A 13,483-nucleotide genomic window follows, 5' to 3' on the forward strand; every position below is an offset into this window, starting at 1 on the left:
TTTAGGGTGACTAACTCTTTACAAATAGGGACAGTAAGAAACGCCATCTACTGACGGCATTTCAATCAAGTTGGCAGATTCTACCGAATTTCGTTAACGGGCGCACGTAATTTAAAGTACATACCCAAATAACCTTTAGTGGAGGGGGACAACACTTACTGGATTGGCTCTCCAAGTACCCGAACGAGGGTAACTTGGCGCTTGGATTCATCCTCTAACGGACGAGAAACACGTTTTGCGATCCACATTCCACCAGCTGCAAATAGTACTGATGCCAATATGATGATGCCTTCCCCGCCGGCTGTCAGCGGCGCTAATAGGAAGTGACCAAACATCGCACCGATAATCAAACCAAACAATGGCAGTAAATAAACCGCCATTGCTGATTTTATTAGGCTCGACTCAGGAAAACCAATCTCGACGACTTGACCTATCTTCACTGATTTATCCGTGCGCAGGTGCCAAGATAAACTCTTGTTACCAATGGCTTTAGTCACAACGCCCGTTCCACAGCTTTTCTGTGAAGAGCAACTACTGCAACTGGTCTGCTGTTCGCAGCTTAAATCAATTTCGTATTGTTTACCGCGACGATGTACGTCTGTCACAGTAGCCAACGCGGTCATCATTGCTGTTTACTCTTTGTTACATTAAATGTGACAGATTGGGCGATACGCTGTGCTGTAGTCGGCGGAATATCTCCAACTACGGAGATTTCATGTTTACCGCTCACAAAACTATGAAGCGTTCTTCGGCCTTGGCGAACCAACTGACCTTTTAACGAGTGCTCATCTTTGTTTGCTACGTAAACAGAGAAGCTAAATAGACCGTCCGAATACAGCTGACTCTCCACCATTTGATTGGTCACGGCCATGCGATAACGGTTGAGCTCGTTCGGCTCGAAACCCTCAGGGATCCAACCGACCTGCCAATTACTGGTCCCAATATCGCCTTTTGGCATGGTGAGAACAGCAGGTAATTGAACATCTTGCAGGCCACTCATTAACTCTGCGATTTTTGGGTTTACCGTGTAAGAAATAGTGCGATATTGTTCAAGCATCTCACCATCGCGGTCCACAAGGTCGGCACGTAACGGCAATTTACTCTTCTCATCGATCCATAGTACGTATGAATAGCGCAGACCGTCTTTAGGGACGACACGCAGCACTTGTGTTGCTACACCTGCTTCACGAGCTCTACCCACTTTTACATAGTCGTAATACAAGTTTAGCTCATCGATATTGGTATTGAGCATAGGCATGGTCGGAGCGACCATTTTACCTGACTCGATGGTGAATGGTTCTAAACCCGTTTCGATATAGCTTACTTCTGTGCCGCGACGAATCACTTCGCGTACAGGGCCACTTAAATAGACAAGATGAGCATATTGATCGTCACCATGTGTCGCATGACGATACAGCAACGGCTCAATGCTGTTCTTTTTGATAAGGATATAAGAGAGTTCGTAACTTAAATTCTTACTCGCCTCGCTCATTTGATGCAATAAAGCCTCCGCTGGCTTATCACCAGCAAAGGCTTGAGAAGACATCATACTGAACAGAGCGCAAGCGCTGATCAGAAATTTTTTCATTCAATATCCGGATTCAGATTTGCATCTTGTTGAGATGCATCACTGTTAATTCGTAACTGCAATTCATAGTCTCGCAGCATAGCATGAACACGCTTACGTTGCTCTTGCATATTTGCTTCACCTACAGAACGCTCAACAGACTCACGAGTTAAACTCACAGGCTCTGCGCTGCCAGCAAACGGAACTGTCTGCAACACAGGTAATTGATCTGTTTGCGGCGACATTGAATCGCTACCACCGTACTGCTGTACACCTAAAATAACGACAAGCGATACACATGCAGCAACAGCAACTTGACCAAACTGTGTCAACCAACCTGGCAACTGACGTTTTGCTTTTTGCGGTTCTGGTTGCGACTCTTTTGGCGTATCAGCGATTGAGATAACATTTGCACTGTGCGCATCAAACGCACGGTGTGCAGGTTCATCTTCTAACGCTAACGCCACGCTTTCAGCAATATTCCACTCAGGTTTTGCTGGCGCTTCGCCTCGCATCACATCACCTATCAGGTGATAGTTCTGCCAAGCATCACGGCTCTCTTGGTCTTGCTCTAACTCTTGAATTAAAGCCTTATCGACCAATTCTCCATCCATGAGAGCTGAAAGTTTTTCTTTGTCAGCCATTATTTTCACCATAGTTATTACTTGTACTAGCGTTGCAAAAGAGGTCTGATTTTCTTTTCCACCGCCTCACGAGCACGGAAGATACGCGATCGTACCGTTCCTACCGGGCAATCCATCACTTCTGCAATTTCTTCATAACTCAAGCCATCGAGCTCTCGTAATGTCATTGCGGTTTTTAAATCTTCAGGTAAAGCTTCGATTGCACTGAACACCACCCGTTGCAATTCTTTGGACAACGTTAAGTTCTCAGGGTTCGATATTTCTTTAAGTGCACTACCTGTTTCGTAAAATTCAGCATCTTCAGCATCGACATCTGTCGCTGGAGGTCTACGCCCTTGAGCAACAATGTGATTTTTCGCAGTATTCACTGCAATGCGATACAGCCACGTATAAAACGCACTCTCCCCACGAAAGCTGGGAATAGCTCGGTAAGCTTTAATAAACGCTTCTTGTGCTACATCTGGTACATCGCCAGGATTACTAACGTATCTGGAAATAAGATTACATACCTTGTTCTGGTACTTCGTTACCAGCAGGTTGAATGCTTGCTTATCGCCATTCTGAACTCGCTCAATCAATACTTGATCGGTCAGCTGCTCGTTCATTCGAGCGGATACTCCTATTTGTTATGCCCCTACTCTTCTCAGATATGGGTACTAATTATGCAAAACGTAGTATTGACACCACTGCTTACTTGAGCACTATTGTGACCCTAACGTGAATGAGAAAGTTCCATGGTTTCTCAAGTTTTTTGTCATTGTTTTTTCACAGTGTGATGTCTATACCCAAATGACCACCGTTGCCTGACTTTAGTCTAAGTTTGACAAGCGAGCATCTTGAGGGGAATTGGGTATAATGAATGATCTCTGTCCCAGATTGTGCTGGGTCGAGCATGGAAAAGCAATGGCCTTGACAAACTATTACTTTTCATTTGCATGGCTAATGGCTATCTGAACACCGCGTTACAAATTATAACTTAGGAAGCATGCTCATGCTCTGCATGAAAAAGAAGAGTGGCTCAGTCACCGCAGTAACACGGATGTCGATAGGTCTCCCAACTTAGCCCTTAGCGACAGATGTCGCGATAATGGAATGCACATGGTGTGCAAATAATACACAAGGTGACTTTGTTACCTTAGCTTGGGATTATAAAAGTTATATGAACACAAATCGTGAACATGAGTGTGATGTGTTAGTGGTAGGGAGTGGCGCGGCTGGTTTGTCGTTGGCTTTGCGCGTTGCTAACCACTGTAAAGTGATGGTGCTGAGTAAAGGGCCACGCAGCGAAGGGGCGACCTATTATGCCCAGGGTGGTATTGCTGCTGTATTTGATGAGTCAGACACCATTGAGTCACACGTTGAAGATACACAAATCGCCGGCGATGGTATTTGTGACGAAGATACTGTGAGGTTCATTGCTGAACATTCAAAAGAGTGCGTACAGTGGTTGATCGACGGTGGTGTCCCATTTGATCGTGAAGAGGATGACTCTGACGATGAGCCTCGTTACCACTTAACTCGTGAAGGTGGCCATAGTCGTCGTCGTATTCTTCACGCGGCAGATGCAACAGGTATGGCGATGCAAACCTCTCTGCAAGATAACGCTCACAACCATCCAAATATTCATGTTCTCGAACGTCACAATGCGCTGGACTTAATCACCGAAGACAAAATTGGCGGTGATAAAAACAAAGTTATCGGTGCTTATATTTGGAACCGCAACGAAGAGCATGTCGAAACCGTGCGGGCCAAATTTGTGGTTCTCGCTACAGGTGGCGCTTCAAAAGTTTATCAATACACCTCTAACCCAGATGTTTCGTCTGGTGATGGTATTGCCATTGCTTGGCGTGCAGGGTGTCGTGTGGCAAATATGGAGTTTAACCAGTTCCACCCGACGTGTTTATATCACCCAGAAGCACGTAACTTCTTGTTGACTGAAGCGTTACGTGGCGAAGGTGCTTACCTGCGTCGTCCCGATGGTTCTCGCTTTATGCCAGATTTCGATGAGCGTAAAGAGCTTGCTCCGCGTGACGTCGTGGCTCGTGCTATCGACTTCGAAATGAAGCGTTTGGGTGCCGACTGTATGTACCTCGACATCAGTCACAAACCTGCGGACTTTATTACGAAACACTTCCCAACCATTTACTCACGCTTGATGGACTTGGGCATTGATATGACCAAAGAGCCAATCCCAATCGTACCTGCTGCGCACTACACTTGTGGCGGTGTCATGGTGGATAGAAATGGCTGCACCGATCTTAAAAACTTGTATGCGATTGGCGAAGTCAGCTATACAGGACTGCATGGTGCTAACCGCATGGCATCAAATTCACTTCTCGAATGCGTGGTTTATGCTTGGTCTGCGGCGAAAGATATTCTAAAACATCACACTAACGTGGAGCTTCCTTCACAGGTGCCATGTTGGGATGAAAGTAAAGTGACCAACAGTGATGAAGAAGTGATCATTCAGCACAACTGGCACGAGCTTCGTCTGTTTATGTGGGACTACATGGGCATTGTACGAACTGACAAGCGTTTAGAGCGCGCATTACGCCGTATCCAGCTGTTGCAACAAGAAACGCATGAGTACTACAGCAACTTCCGTGTATCGAACAACTTATTAGAACTGCGTAACCTTTTACAAGTAGCAGAGCTGATGGTTCGTTGTGCGATGCAGCGTAAAGAGAGTCGAGGTTTGCACTACACGCTTGATTATCCGAACCAACTGGAAAACAGCGGACCAACGATTTTGGTTCCAGCTAAACAGCTTTAATTCGACAAAATAAACTATTACATCAACAGGGAGCATTGGCTCCCTGTTTCATTTCCCACTGGCGTAATACCAAAGATAATTGACGGTAATGCTGATCGTCACAGCTATCACGCCAAATCGTGACGCTACGGCCAGACTGCAATCGAAATGTTATCTTGAATGGCAATGTCGATGTATCGACTCGTTGTAACTGATCCTTTTCAGACTCAAGAGCCGCCGAACATTCACTATACTCAAGGGCCTCAAACCTAACCGAGCCATCGCAATGCACATACCAATAACCCTGACTTGTCGGTTTAACAAAGCCTTGGCTCAATAGTGCCTTAACAATCATTAATAACAAATAAATCGATAATACGAGAGGGATGCTAGAGAGGGTAACGGCCCAAGTCATCAGTAAGAAAAGTATTACATTGAGAACTCGGGCAGTCAGAGAGGGAGAAGCGGTAAAATTAACGAACTTTGCTGAGGTTATGGGCGACAATTTTATCAACCATTGCAGCATGACCTAAGTTTTCGCTGCGGCCATGCCCCATTATCCAAGTAAACAGATCAGGATCATCGCATTCAAGTAAAGAAACAAAGTCACGCTGCTCTTGTTCACTCAGAGTATCAAAGCACTCTTCAAAAAACGGCATAATTACTACGTCAAGCTCAAGCATGCCTCGACGACAAGCCCATTTAATACGCGCTTTTTCTTCCGGAGTGTACATTCACTATTCCTTCATAGATGTCTTGTTGTTAGTGCGGAGTGTAACAAGGGATGTGCTACGTCACTAGTGTGCGGGTCACAATACGATAGTGAAAGCAGACAAATGTTGATTCGTAAATCGCTCCCCTAGTATCTCAAGGTTATTTGGGTATAACATAGCGGAAAAATATCTTCAAAAGGCATTGTAATTATGGAATGGCAAACTCGTTTTTCAGCACTACCTATCTCAACTCAAGACGCACTTCCAGAGTTATCTATCTCGCTGCTGGACAATTTCGGCATGATCACCATGGTCGGTGACGATAAAAAATCATACTTACAAGGTCAGGTTACCTGCGATGTCGTTTCTTTAGAACAAGACCAATCAACATTAGGCGCACATTGTGATGCGAAAGGTAAAGTGTGGAGTGTGTTCCGCCTTTTCCATCACCACGATGGCTACGGCATGATCCAACCAAAATCGGCGATTGACGTAGAACTTAGCGAAATAAAAAAATACGCCATTTTCTCTAAAGTAACGATTGAAGCTTCTGATGAAGTTATCTTAGGTGTTGCAGGCGTCAAAGCCGACGAGCTTATTTCTTCAATGAGCAAAACGACTGGCAGCGTTCGCCCTGTTGAAGGCGGCACCGCGGTACAAGTTTCACAAAGCCGCTGGCTACTGATATTAAGTGCGTCAGCTGCGCAACAAGTCGTTGAAAATACAGATGCTGCCCTTACGACAAATGAACTTTGGAATCGTTTCGACATTGAAGCTGGTTTACCATTTGTCTCTGCATCCGCGCAGAATGCTCACATTCCACAAGCACTCAACGTGCAAGCTTTAGGAGGCATTAGCTTCACAAAGGGCTGCTACACAGGACAAGAAACGGTAGCACGAGCTAAGTATCGCGGTACAAATAAACGTGCGATGTACATCGTAAAAGGGGCAACTTCTGCTCCATTTAGTGACGAGCCAATTGAGCTCGAACGCAGCGTAGGTGAAAACTGGCGTTCAGTAGGTGCTTTATTAAATCACTACCAGTTCAGTGACAATCACGCGATTGGCCTGATCGTACTGCCTAATAATCTCGATGAAGACACTCGTCTTCGTTTGGTTGCTCAACCAGAATGTGAATGGACAATCGAATCACTGCCTTACAGCCTTGATGATGAGTAATACAATCAATACTCCTTTGATGCAATTTCTCACAGACCAACACATTCCGTTTCGTCTGTTACCGCATCAAAGACCAGCAACCACTATTGAGGATGCCGCGCAACAACGCGGCATTCGCCCTTCTCAAATGGTAAAAGCGATCTTGCTACGAGACATGGGTAATCAATATGCTCTCGCCTGTGCGCCTGGTGATCGTAGTGTCGATCCCAAAAAAGTGCGCTCGTTACTGCAATGCCGCCGGATGACTTGCGTTGATCAAGCCGACGTTGAGGCCATCACAGGTTACAAAATTGGTACTGTCACTCCACTATTACTCAAACGACACATGCCGATCGTGTTCGATCCTAGCTTACTAGAAGAACAGGAAGTCACGATCAGCAGTGGCGATCGTATGGCTGGACTGGCGCTTTCTATCCAAGATCTTATCCAATTGTGTCAGCCGACCGTAGCTGAGATCTGTCGTTAGTCGTCTAAAAATAATGTAATAGCACGTAGTTTTTCTATCACCACGTGATCTCGCTCATATCTATAAAAATAGACGAGAGAATTTTTAATCACATATAAAACATAAATAGTCACAAAGATAAAACTCGTATATGCTGAATTTGTTGGTTAAGTTTCAAACAAGCACTTAACCAACATAAAGTGAATCAGCTGACTGAATGACAGTATTCATACCGTCAGCTGTCCACTTTTGTGTAATGCATCTGTGACTATTCGCCCGCTGAAGCGGGCTTTTTTTGTGCGGAACTTTTTTCTCTTCCTCTTTCTCTAACCGTTAGGACGTAAAGTTTGTTCTGTTGGATACCACCTCAATAGAAACAATTAGCAAACAATCATTTTCGTTCTATTCTTAATTCTGTAACAAAACTATTGCTTAATGCGTCACGTAAAAAGGAGTGTATTGTTGTAAGGGTTCCTTGAACGGTGATTTTTTGGGGTAATCCTCACGCTATTTAAGAGATGACACTGTCAAATTGTCTAAGACAACACAAATCTCTGACGCAACACCCTACATCTGTATTTAATACTATGGCTGTCACAATAATTTTCGCGTCCAAAACGTAGAATACCTAGGCTAGGTTAGATAAAAGGAAAGTAAATATGAGACTGTTTAAGCGCTATACACCAAGTATGATTGCTAAACATATAAGTCGTCTTTTTAAAGGAAGAATTTATATTTACGGGGTCGGTAGATTCGAGTTTGATAACGGCAAGTTAATACTGCCGGAGAAAGCAGAGCAACGCCATTTCCGAGCGGTCAAAGAGATCAACCAAGAAATAATGAAACTCCGATGCGCATATGCTTAGCAAAACGTTGATAAAACAAAGGCTGGATTAACCAGCCTTTTGTGTATTTGAAGTTCGCTTTACACCTACTGACGTGCCAGATCAGGCAGATGACCTTTTAGACCAAGCGCACGCTTCATGATCTCATCTTTCGCTCCCGGCAATTGACCCGCTAAACTCAAACCAATGCCACGAACCAGCTTCTTAGCAGGATTCTCTCCAGAGAACAGGTCTCGGAACCCTTGCATTGCAGCGATCATCTTTGCTGCTTCCGCTTTGCGCCAACGCTCATAACCTCTTAGGTTACGTTTGCTGCCAATATCTTGGCCTTGCTTCCATAGCGCTAGCACCTCTTGAGCGAGGCTGGCTGCATCTAATAAACCTAAATTTACCCCCTGGCCCGCTAGAGGATGAATGGTATGGGCAGCATCACCAACCAATGCGACTCGCTCCACAACAAAATCTCGCGCATAACGCATTTTCAGAGGAAACACGGCACGCTCTCCCACGACTTCACATAGACCAAGTCGTGTATCAAATTCGCTCGTCAACGCTTTGTTGAAATCATGCTCACTCATTGCCAATAGCTGCTCTGCACGATTTGGCTCAGTGGACCAAACAATAGAGCACATATCTGGTTGCGACATTGGCAAAAACGCCAATGGCCCTTGAGGAGTAAAAATCTGTCGTGCAATGCTATTGTGCGGAGCAGCGGTTTTAACATTCGCGACCAGAGCATGATGTCCATAATCCCAATGCGTTAACGGAATATCCATTTGATGACGAAGCCACGAGTTTGCCCCATCGGCTCCGACCACTAACTTAGCCGTCATGGCTTGACCATTGTCGAGCGTCAACCAACTTTCTTGTTCGCCCACCGCTAAGGTCGCGCAACGTGCAGGCATAAACATAGTGACGTTATCGAGCTTTTGGACTTGTTCGAGCAGTGCGAGTTGAATCACTCGATTCTCAACAATATGCCCTAAATCAGGTTGTGCCATGCTTTGTGCATTGAACTCAATACTAGCGAAGCTATCTTGCTCCCACACTTCCATACCGTAGTATGGTGAAGCGCGGCGTTGCTCTATCCCCTGCCAAGCGCCAAGCTTACGCAAGATAGTCTCACTAGAACGGCTCAACGCAGACACACGCACATCAGGTAACTCTTTCAACGACTCATCTGGCACCTTGCCTTCTATTACGGCGACACGCAGATCGCTGTCCTTGAACGCGGCAGCAAGTGCCAACCCAACCATCCCTCCGCCGATGATGGCGATATCTACACTTTGCATCATTGCTTTTTATTACCTAATTCAGTGCGGCCGTTCATCGTTTTACCAAACCAAGCGTATGGCGCAGTAGCGGCTGCTTAAAAATAGAAAGGTTATCCATCGCTGCTAAGGCCGTATTTCGCCCAATTCGCATCGCGGGTAAATCATTTGAAAAAATATGCACTAAGGCACTGGTTAGCCAGATCGTTTCGCTTCGATCTGCCTCTCTACGCTGACTAAAGCGCATCAAGCCTTGATAAAGACCAACATCATCGCTTTGCTGCACGATTTCTTCTGCTAGCGAGACAACGTCGCGAATACCAAGATTAAAACCTTGTCCAGCTATCGGATGCAGCGTTTGCGCCGCATTCCCAACAATCGCAAAACGATGAGAGATATTTTGCTTTCGATGGCGAAGAAGCAATGGGTAACTCGCACGTCGTCCCACTTTTTTCATCGCGCCCAAACGCCAGCCAAAATCTTGTTGTAAACGTTGGAGAAATGCTTGGTCAGATAACTCAAGAACTGCTTGGGCTTCCTCAGGGTGCAGACACCAAACTAAAGACATTCTATTGTCACTCATTGGCAATAAAGCAACAGGGCCATTTTCAGTAAAACGTTCAAAGGCTCTACCTTGATGAGGTTCTTGAGTAACAATATTGGCAATGACAGCCACTTGTTCAAAATCTTGCTCAGAAAGCTCTAAACCAATTTTCTGACAACAAGTCGAAACAGCACCATCGGCTGCCACCAGCAGTTTTGCTTCAAGCTTCCCACCGCTTTTCAACGTAATATGGGTACAGTCTTGCTCGCGCTCGATATCGGTAACAGAGTCAGGGCAAAACAGCGTAATAGATGCGCTGCTATCTAATAATTCTTGATATACGCGACCAACATCGGCTAATTCGACAACATACCCTAGTGCTTCAACGCCAATCTCTTGCTTGGTAATTTCCGTCATCCCAACATGAGAGCGATCAGAAACGTGAATATGTTCAATGGGTGTGACAAACGGTTCTACTGAAGTCCAGAGCTGTAGTTGACGCAACAGATTGACAGTACCGTAAGACAATGCGATTGAGCGAGAGTCAAAACCAGGGTGCATATCTGACTGAGCTTTAAAAGGCTCAACGACGGCAATGCGGAGCTTTCCCTGGGACAAATGGTCAATCGCTAATGCCAACGTTGCACCAGCCATGGCACCACCAGCAATGACTACATCATATTGCTTCATGCTAACCTCTGGACCATCTACGATTAATGAATAGTAGGCTTTTTATCGCTACTTTCAGGGCGAACACCAAACTCAGCATGAATCGTTAGTACGCAAGCTTTGATGTGTTCAATCACTTGTTCTAGCAATTGCGCTTGTTCACCGAGGTCGTCATCTTCATCAATGCCTAATTTGGCAATCTCTTCTAGGTCAGCCAATGCTTCTTTAGCGTCATCTGACGCTTTATTTAGCGCAATACCTGCTAGACCTAACCCAGAAATAAAGTGGTTTACGAAATCGGACACGCTGTCAGCCAACGCGAATAAGCCTTCTTCTCCCGGCTCATCTGGCAATAATAAAGACAGCTCCATCGACGTGCCCGTGAGTTCATTGACAGTAACGGTGAATACGCTTTGAGCAAAAGCTAGCGCAGTAGAAGGCCAACCCATACCATCATTGGTGTAGTCAAACAGAATAGGCTGCCAAGTTTGATCATTAATCGCCAATCCACCACTTAACATGCCGACAAATAAGCCATGTAATTCCGCAGGTGTTACTGCTAGGCTTGCAGATTGCAGTTCAGCAGCAATAGATTGGTATTCAGGAAGGGTGATTTCACTCATAACTTGGCTCATTCTTGCATAATAATGTATTGGTATATCCTACCATCAAGGTTAGTGGTCTGAAACGGCTATCAAATTCAATTTTGAACAGCATTTGCTCAATTTGCCCAATTCCTGTGTGATCTCGTCATCATTTCTCTTTCTGTGATGGGAAATGCTTGAATCTTAATAGCGGTTTTCCTATAGTTTGCTCCTCGGTAGTTGTATGAAGCAACACCTTAGATAGCGCGAATATAGAGTTTATTCATCATGAGCAATCAAGCGATCGACGTTGAAATATTAGGCAAAGTTACACGAGTGAATTGTCCGACAGGACAAGAAGAGTCTCTTGTTGCAGCGGCAAAAGATCTGGATCGCCGATTGAAAGAAATGAGCGAACGTACTAAGGTAACCAATGAAATCCAACTGCTGACCTTCGCTGCATTGAATATTTGTTATGAGTTGCACACCAAGTCATACGAATCAAACGGTCAACAGCAAGAAATTACTGAGCGAATGGAAAAGCTCACTGCGTCTCTTGAGAACGCACTAAGCAAAGTTACGCAAGGACAGCAGTAAATACAAAATTTACCCTGGGGTGTGCGTCAGCAGGATTTAAGTCCCTGAGCCGATAAGCAATACCTAAGGGTTAGTATTTGGTAACTATTGAGCAAGCTCGGCATGTACCGAGAAGCCTACGGTTGTCATTGCTGATCCGCCTTGAACCAGCTGGTTCAAGGGCCACAATCCTCAACGGCACCCTGGGGTATTCTCTCTATGTCAGACCTCTCTCGACAAGACTTCCGCAAACTGATTCGTGAAAAGCGCAACGCATTGTGTAGCGATACGCAATTCCAAGCGGGGATCGACCTTGTCACTCAGTTCTCTCAACTTCCTGAAATCCAGCAAGCACAGCATATTGCTATTTATCTTTCTGCTGACGGTGAACTTGATACCAAGCCGCTCATTGAGTGGTTGTGGCAACAGGGAAAATCGGTTTATCTACCTGTCATCCATCCGTTTTCCAAAGGTCAGTTACTGTTTCTTCTGTACGTAAGTGATGATCAATTGGTCTACAACAAATACGGCATCTTAGAGCCCAAACTGGACATCCGCCACCTCAAGCCCGTTCGTCAACTTGATATCATTTGTACACCTTTGGTTGGATTCGACAGCATCGGCCACCGCTTAGGCATGGGCGGAGGGTATTATGACCGTACCCTGTCTCATTGGTTTATAACCGGAGAAGGTGCCAAGCCTGTTGGTATCGCTCACGACTGCCAACATGTAGAACGCTTACCAATTGAAAGCTGGGACATTCCATTACCTAAGATCGTGACCCCAAGCCGAATATGGCAATGGGAAAGTGGCAAGTAAGCCGCTATAATCACGCCCGCAAACGTTAACGAACATCTATTCAGGAGATTGGCATGACTCAAGATGAAATGAAAAAAGCGGCTGGTTGGGCAGCACTAAAATATGTTGAGAAAGGCAGCATTGTCGGTGTTGGTACTGGCTCTACCGTGAATCACTTCATCGATGCACTAGGCACTATCAAAGACGATATTAAAGGTGCAGTGTCTAGCTCTGTCGCTTCAACTGAGCGCCTTAAAGAGCTTGGTATTGAAGTATACGAGTGTAACGACGTAATGAAGCTGGATGTGTATGTTGATGGCGCAGACGAAATTAACCCAGCACGTGAAATGATTAAAGGCGGCGGCGCGGCTCTGACTCGTGAGAAAATTGTCGCAGCAATCTCTGATAAGTTTGTATGTATTGTTGACGGCACCAAAGCAGTTGACGTACTAGGTCAGTTCCCACTACCTGTAGAAGTGATCCCAATGGCACGCTCTTACGTTGCGCGCGAATTAGTAAAACTGGGCGGTGACCCGGCTTACCGTGAAGGCGTTGTGACTGACAACGGCAACGTAATTTTGGATGTACACAACATGCAGATTACTAACCCGAAAGAAATGGAAGACAAGATCAACGGTATCGCGGGTGTGGTGACTGTGGGTCTTTTTGCTCACCGTGGTGCTGACGTCGTAATCACAGGTACACCAGAAGGCGCAAAAATTGAAGAATAAATAACAGCTCAAATCGACCTATCTGGTTCACTTTTCTGTTATTTCATTACATACGGTGCTGCAAGGCACCGTTTTTTATTCCTTTCTCTAAGAAAATTATCTCTTATTCCGTAATTTTCTTACCCAAAGCAATTTTTTTTTGTTACTTTATTGAACAGAAGACGC

Annotated in this window: 16 protein-coding genes and 1 other RNA gene; 8 read left to right on the forward strand and 9 right to left on the reverse strand. The window is 45.3% G+C overall.

Annotated elements, in window-relative coordinates:
- Nucleotides 1-155 precede the first annotated feature (155 nt).
- The 4 genes from L3V30_RS03755 to rpoE are packed head-to-tail and all read right to left on the reverse strand — an operon-like array spanning nucleotide 156 to nucleotide 2,816.
- Complete coding sequence (locus L3V30_RS03755; RefSeq protein ID WP_005384575.1) at nucleotides 156-626, reverse strand: SoxR reducing system RseC family protein; 471 nt, start codon at nucleotides 624-626, stop codon at nucleotides 156-158.
- Nucleotides 623-1,588 (reverse strand): sigma-E factor regulatory protein RseB, encoded by a 966-nt coding sequence (rseB, locus tag L3V30_RS03760; RefSeq protein WP_134648165.1) that lies wholly within the window; start codon nucleotides 1,586-1,588, stop codon nucleotides 623-625. The genes L3V30_RS03755 and rseB overlap by 4 nt, the downstream gene beginning before the upstream one ends.
- Nucleotides 1,585-2,211: a sigma-E factor negative regulatory protein gene (locus L3V30_RS03765; RefSeq protein WP_012841405.1), complete on the reverse strand. Its 627-nt coding sequence runs from the start codon at nucleotides 2,209-2,211 to the stop codon at nucleotides 1,585-1,587. The genes rseB and L3V30_RS03765 overlap by 4 nt, the downstream gene beginning before the upstream one ends.
- A 26-nt stretch (nucleotides 2,212-2,237) precedes the next feature.
- Nucleotides 2,238-2,816 (reverse strand): RNA polymerase sigma factor RpoE, encoded by a 579-nt coding sequence (gene rpoE, locus L3V30_RS03770; protein ID WP_005380946.1) that lies wholly within the window; start codon nucleotides 2,814-2,816, stop codon nucleotides 2,238-2,240.
- 554 nt (nucleotides 2,817-3,370) lie between these two features.
- Between rpoE and nadB the strand changes: the two genes are divergently transcribed.
- The gene (gene nadB / locus L3V30_RS03775) at nucleotides 3,371-4,984 is read left to right on the forward strand and encodes an L-aspartate oxidase (RefSeq protein ID WP_041853018.1); all 1,614 of its coding nucleotides are present in this window, start codon (nucleotides 3,371-3,373) and stop codon (nucleotides 4,982-4,984) included.
- A 22-nt stretch (nucleotides 4,985-5,006) separates the two neighbouring features.
- Here nadB and L3V30_RS24015 read toward each other — a convergent pair whose 3' ends face one another.
- Nucleotides 5,007-5,489 (reverse strand): protein YgfX, encoded by a 483-nt coding sequence (locus L3V30_RS24015; protein ID WP_308384594.1) that lies wholly within the window; start codon nucleotides 5,487-5,489, stop codon nucleotides 5,007-5,009.
- Nucleotides 5,437-5,697, reverse strand: a complete 261-nt coding sequence (locus L3V30_RS03785) for a succinate dehydrogenase assembly factor 2 (RefSeq protein WP_005393925.1) — start codon at nucleotides 5,695-5,697, stop codon at nucleotides 5,437-5,439. The genes L3V30_RS24015 and L3V30_RS03785 overlap by 53 nt, the downstream gene beginning before the upstream one ends.
- 189 nt (nucleotides 5,698-5,886) lie before the next feature.
- On the opposite strand from L3V30_RS03785, the gene ygfZ reads away from it, so the two are divergent.
- From ygfZ to L3V30_RS03800, 3 genes are all read left to right on the forward strand, one after another.
- Nucleotides 5,887-6,855, forward strand: a complete 969-nt coding sequence (gene ygfZ, locus L3V30_RS03790; protein ID WP_237308332.1) for a tRNA-modifying protein YgfZ — start codon at nucleotides 5,887-5,889, stop codon at nucleotides 6,853-6,855.
- Nucleotides 6,848-7,321 carry a YbaK/EbsC family protein gene (locus L3V30_RS03795; protein ID WP_031780369.1) on the forward strand — a complete coding sequence of 158 codons (474 nt, stop codon included), beginning with the start codon at nucleotides 6,848-6,850 and terminating at the stop codon, nucleotides 7,319-7,321. Before ygfZ ends, L3V30_RS03795 begins: the two co-directional genes overlap by 8 nt.
- 638 nt (nucleotides 7,322-7,959) lie before the next feature.
- A complete protein-coding gene (locus L3V30_RS03800; protein WP_005380970.1) occupies nucleotides 7,960-8,166 on the forward strand; it encodes a DUF1107 domain-containing protein in 207 nt (68 codons plus the stop codon).
- A gap of 65 nt (nucleotides 8,167-8,231) precedes the next feature.
- On the opposite strand, the gene L3V30_RS03805 is transcribed toward L3V30_RS03800, so the two are convergent.
- Genes L3V30_RS03805 through L3V30_RS03815 form a run of 3 tightly spaced genes read right to left on the reverse strand, consistent with a single transcriptional unit; the run spans nucleotide 8,232 to nucleotide 11,252 of the window.
- Nucleotides 8,232-9,440 (reverse strand): FAD-dependent 2-octaprenylphenol hydroxylase, encoded by a 1,209-nt coding sequence (locus L3V30_RS03805; RefSeq protein WP_237308333.1) that lies wholly within the window; start codon nucleotides 9,438-9,440, stop codon nucleotides 8,232-8,234.
- Between the two features lie 31 nt (nucleotides 9,441-9,471).
- Nucleotides 9,472-10,650 carry a 2-octaprenyl-6-methoxyphenyl hydroxylase gene (gene ubiH, locus L3V30_RS03810; protein ID WP_012841403.1) on the reverse strand — a complete coding sequence of 393 codons (1,179 nt, stop codon included), beginning with the start codon at nucleotides 10,648-10,650 and terminating at the stop codon, nucleotides 9,472-9,474.
- Nucleotides 10,651-10,673: 23 nt separating this feature from the next.
- Nucleotides 10,674-11,252, reverse strand: a complete 579-nt coding sequence (locus L3V30_RS03815; RefSeq protein ID WP_012841402.1) for a YecA family protein — start codon at nucleotides 11,250-11,252, stop codon at nucleotides 10,674-10,676.
- Between the two features lie 249 nt (nucleotides 11,253-11,501).
- Between L3V30_RS03815 and L3V30_RS03820 the strand changes: the two genes are divergently transcribed.
- The 4 genes from L3V30_RS03820 (at nucleotide 11,502) to rpiA (ending at nucleotide 13,318) form a co-directional block, all read left to right on the forward strand.
- Complete coding sequence (locus L3V30_RS03820) at nucleotides 11,502-11,810, forward strand: cell division protein ZapA (RefSeq protein WP_005393932.1); 309 nt, start codon at nucleotides 11,502-11,504, stop codon at nucleotides 11,808-11,810.
- Nucleotides 11,811-11,818: 8 nt separating this feature from the next.
- A non-coding RNA gene (ssrS, locus tag L3V30_RS03825) (6S RNA) lies at nucleotides 11,819-12,003 on the forward strand.
- A gap of 5 nt (nucleotides 12,004-12,008) precedes the next feature.
- On the forward strand, nucleotides 12,009-12,608 hold the full coding sequence (locus L3V30_RS03830; RefSeq protein ID WP_074191801.1) for a 5-formyltetrahydrofolate cyclo-ligase: 600 nt from the start codon (nucleotides 12,009-12,011) through the stop codon (nucleotides 12,606-12,608).
- Nucleotides 12,609-12,661: 53 nt separating this feature from the next.
- On the forward strand, nucleotides 12,662-13,318 hold the full coding sequence (gene rpiA, locus L3V30_RS03835) for a ribose-5-phosphate isomerase RpiA (RefSeq protein WP_005380982.1): 657 nt from the start codon (nucleotides 12,662-12,664) through the stop codon (nucleotides 13,316-13,318).
- The last annotated feature ends 165 nt before the right edge of the window (nucleotides 13,319-13,483 follow it).

This window comes from Vibrio sp. A1-1 (genome assembly GCF_021728175.1).
In the GTDB taxonomy this organism is placed as follows: Bacteria; Pseudomonadota; Gammaproteobacteria; order Enterobacterales; family Vibrionaceae; genus Vibrio; species Vibrio diabolicus.

Bases quoted from the DNA above. Each gene is read 5' to 3' on its own strand.
- L3V30_RS03830 (WP_074191801.1), top strand. From the start codon at position 12,009: ATGTCAGACCTCTCTCGACAAGACTTCCGCAAACTGATTCGTGAAAAG.
- L3V30_RS24015 (WP_308384594.1), bottom strand. From the start codon at position 5,489: ATGCTGCAATGGTTGATAAAATTGTCGCCCATAACCTCAGCAAAGTTC.
- L3V30_RS03785 (WP_005393925.1), bottom strand. From the start codon at position 5,697: ATGTACACTCCGGAAGAAAAAGCGCGTATTAAATGGGCTTGTCGTCGA.
- L3V30_RS03795 (WP_031780369.1), top strand. From the start codon at position 6,848: ATGAGTAATACAATCAATACTCCTTTGATGCAATTTCTCACAGACCAA.
- L3V30_RS03815 (WP_012841402.1), bottom strand. From the start codon at position 11,252: ATGAGTGAAATCACCCTTCCTGAATACCAATCTATTGCTGCTGAACTG.
- rpoE (WP_005380946.1), bottom strand. From the start codon at position 2,816: ATGAACGAGCAGCTGACCGATCAAGTATTGATTGAGCGAGTTCAGAAT.
- rpiA (WP_005380982.1), top strand. From the start codon at position 12,662: ATGACTCAAGATGAAATGAAAAAAGCGGCTGGTTGGGCAGCACTAAAA.
- rseB (WP_134648165.1), bottom strand. From the start codon at position 1,588: ATGAAAAAATTTCTGATCAGCGCTTGCGCTCTGTTCAGTATGATGTCT.
- ubiH (WP_012841403.1), bottom strand. From the start codon at position 10,650: ATGAAGCAATATGATGTAGTCATTGCTGGTGGTGCCATGGCTGGTGCA.
- L3V30_RS03800 (WP_005380970.1), top strand. From the start codon at position 7,960: ATGAGACTGTTTAAGCGCTATACACCAAGTATGATTGCTAAACATATA.
- nadB (WP_041853018.1), top strand. From the start codon at position 3,371: ATGAACACAAATCGTGAACATGAGTGTGATGTGTTAGTGGTAGGGAGT.
- ygfZ (WP_237308332.1), top strand. From the start codon at position 5,887: ATGGAATGGCAAACTCGTTTTTCAGCACTACCTATCTCAACTCAAGAC.
- L3V30_RS03820 (WP_005393932.1), top strand. From the start codon at position 11,502: ATGAGCAATCAAGCGATCGACGTTGAAATATTAGGCAAAGTTACACGA.
- L3V30_RS03765 (WP_012841405.1), bottom strand. From the start codon at position 2,211: ATGGCTGACAAAGAAAAACTTTCAGCTCTCATGGATGGAGAATTGGTC.
- L3V30_RS03805 (WP_237308333.1), bottom strand. From the start codon at position 9,440: ATGATGCAAAGTGTAGATATCGCCATCATCGGCGGAGGGATGGTTGGG.
- L3V30_RS03755 (WP_005384575.1), bottom strand. From the start codon at position 626: ATGATGACCGCGTTGGCTACTGTGACAGACGTACATCGTCGCGGTAAA.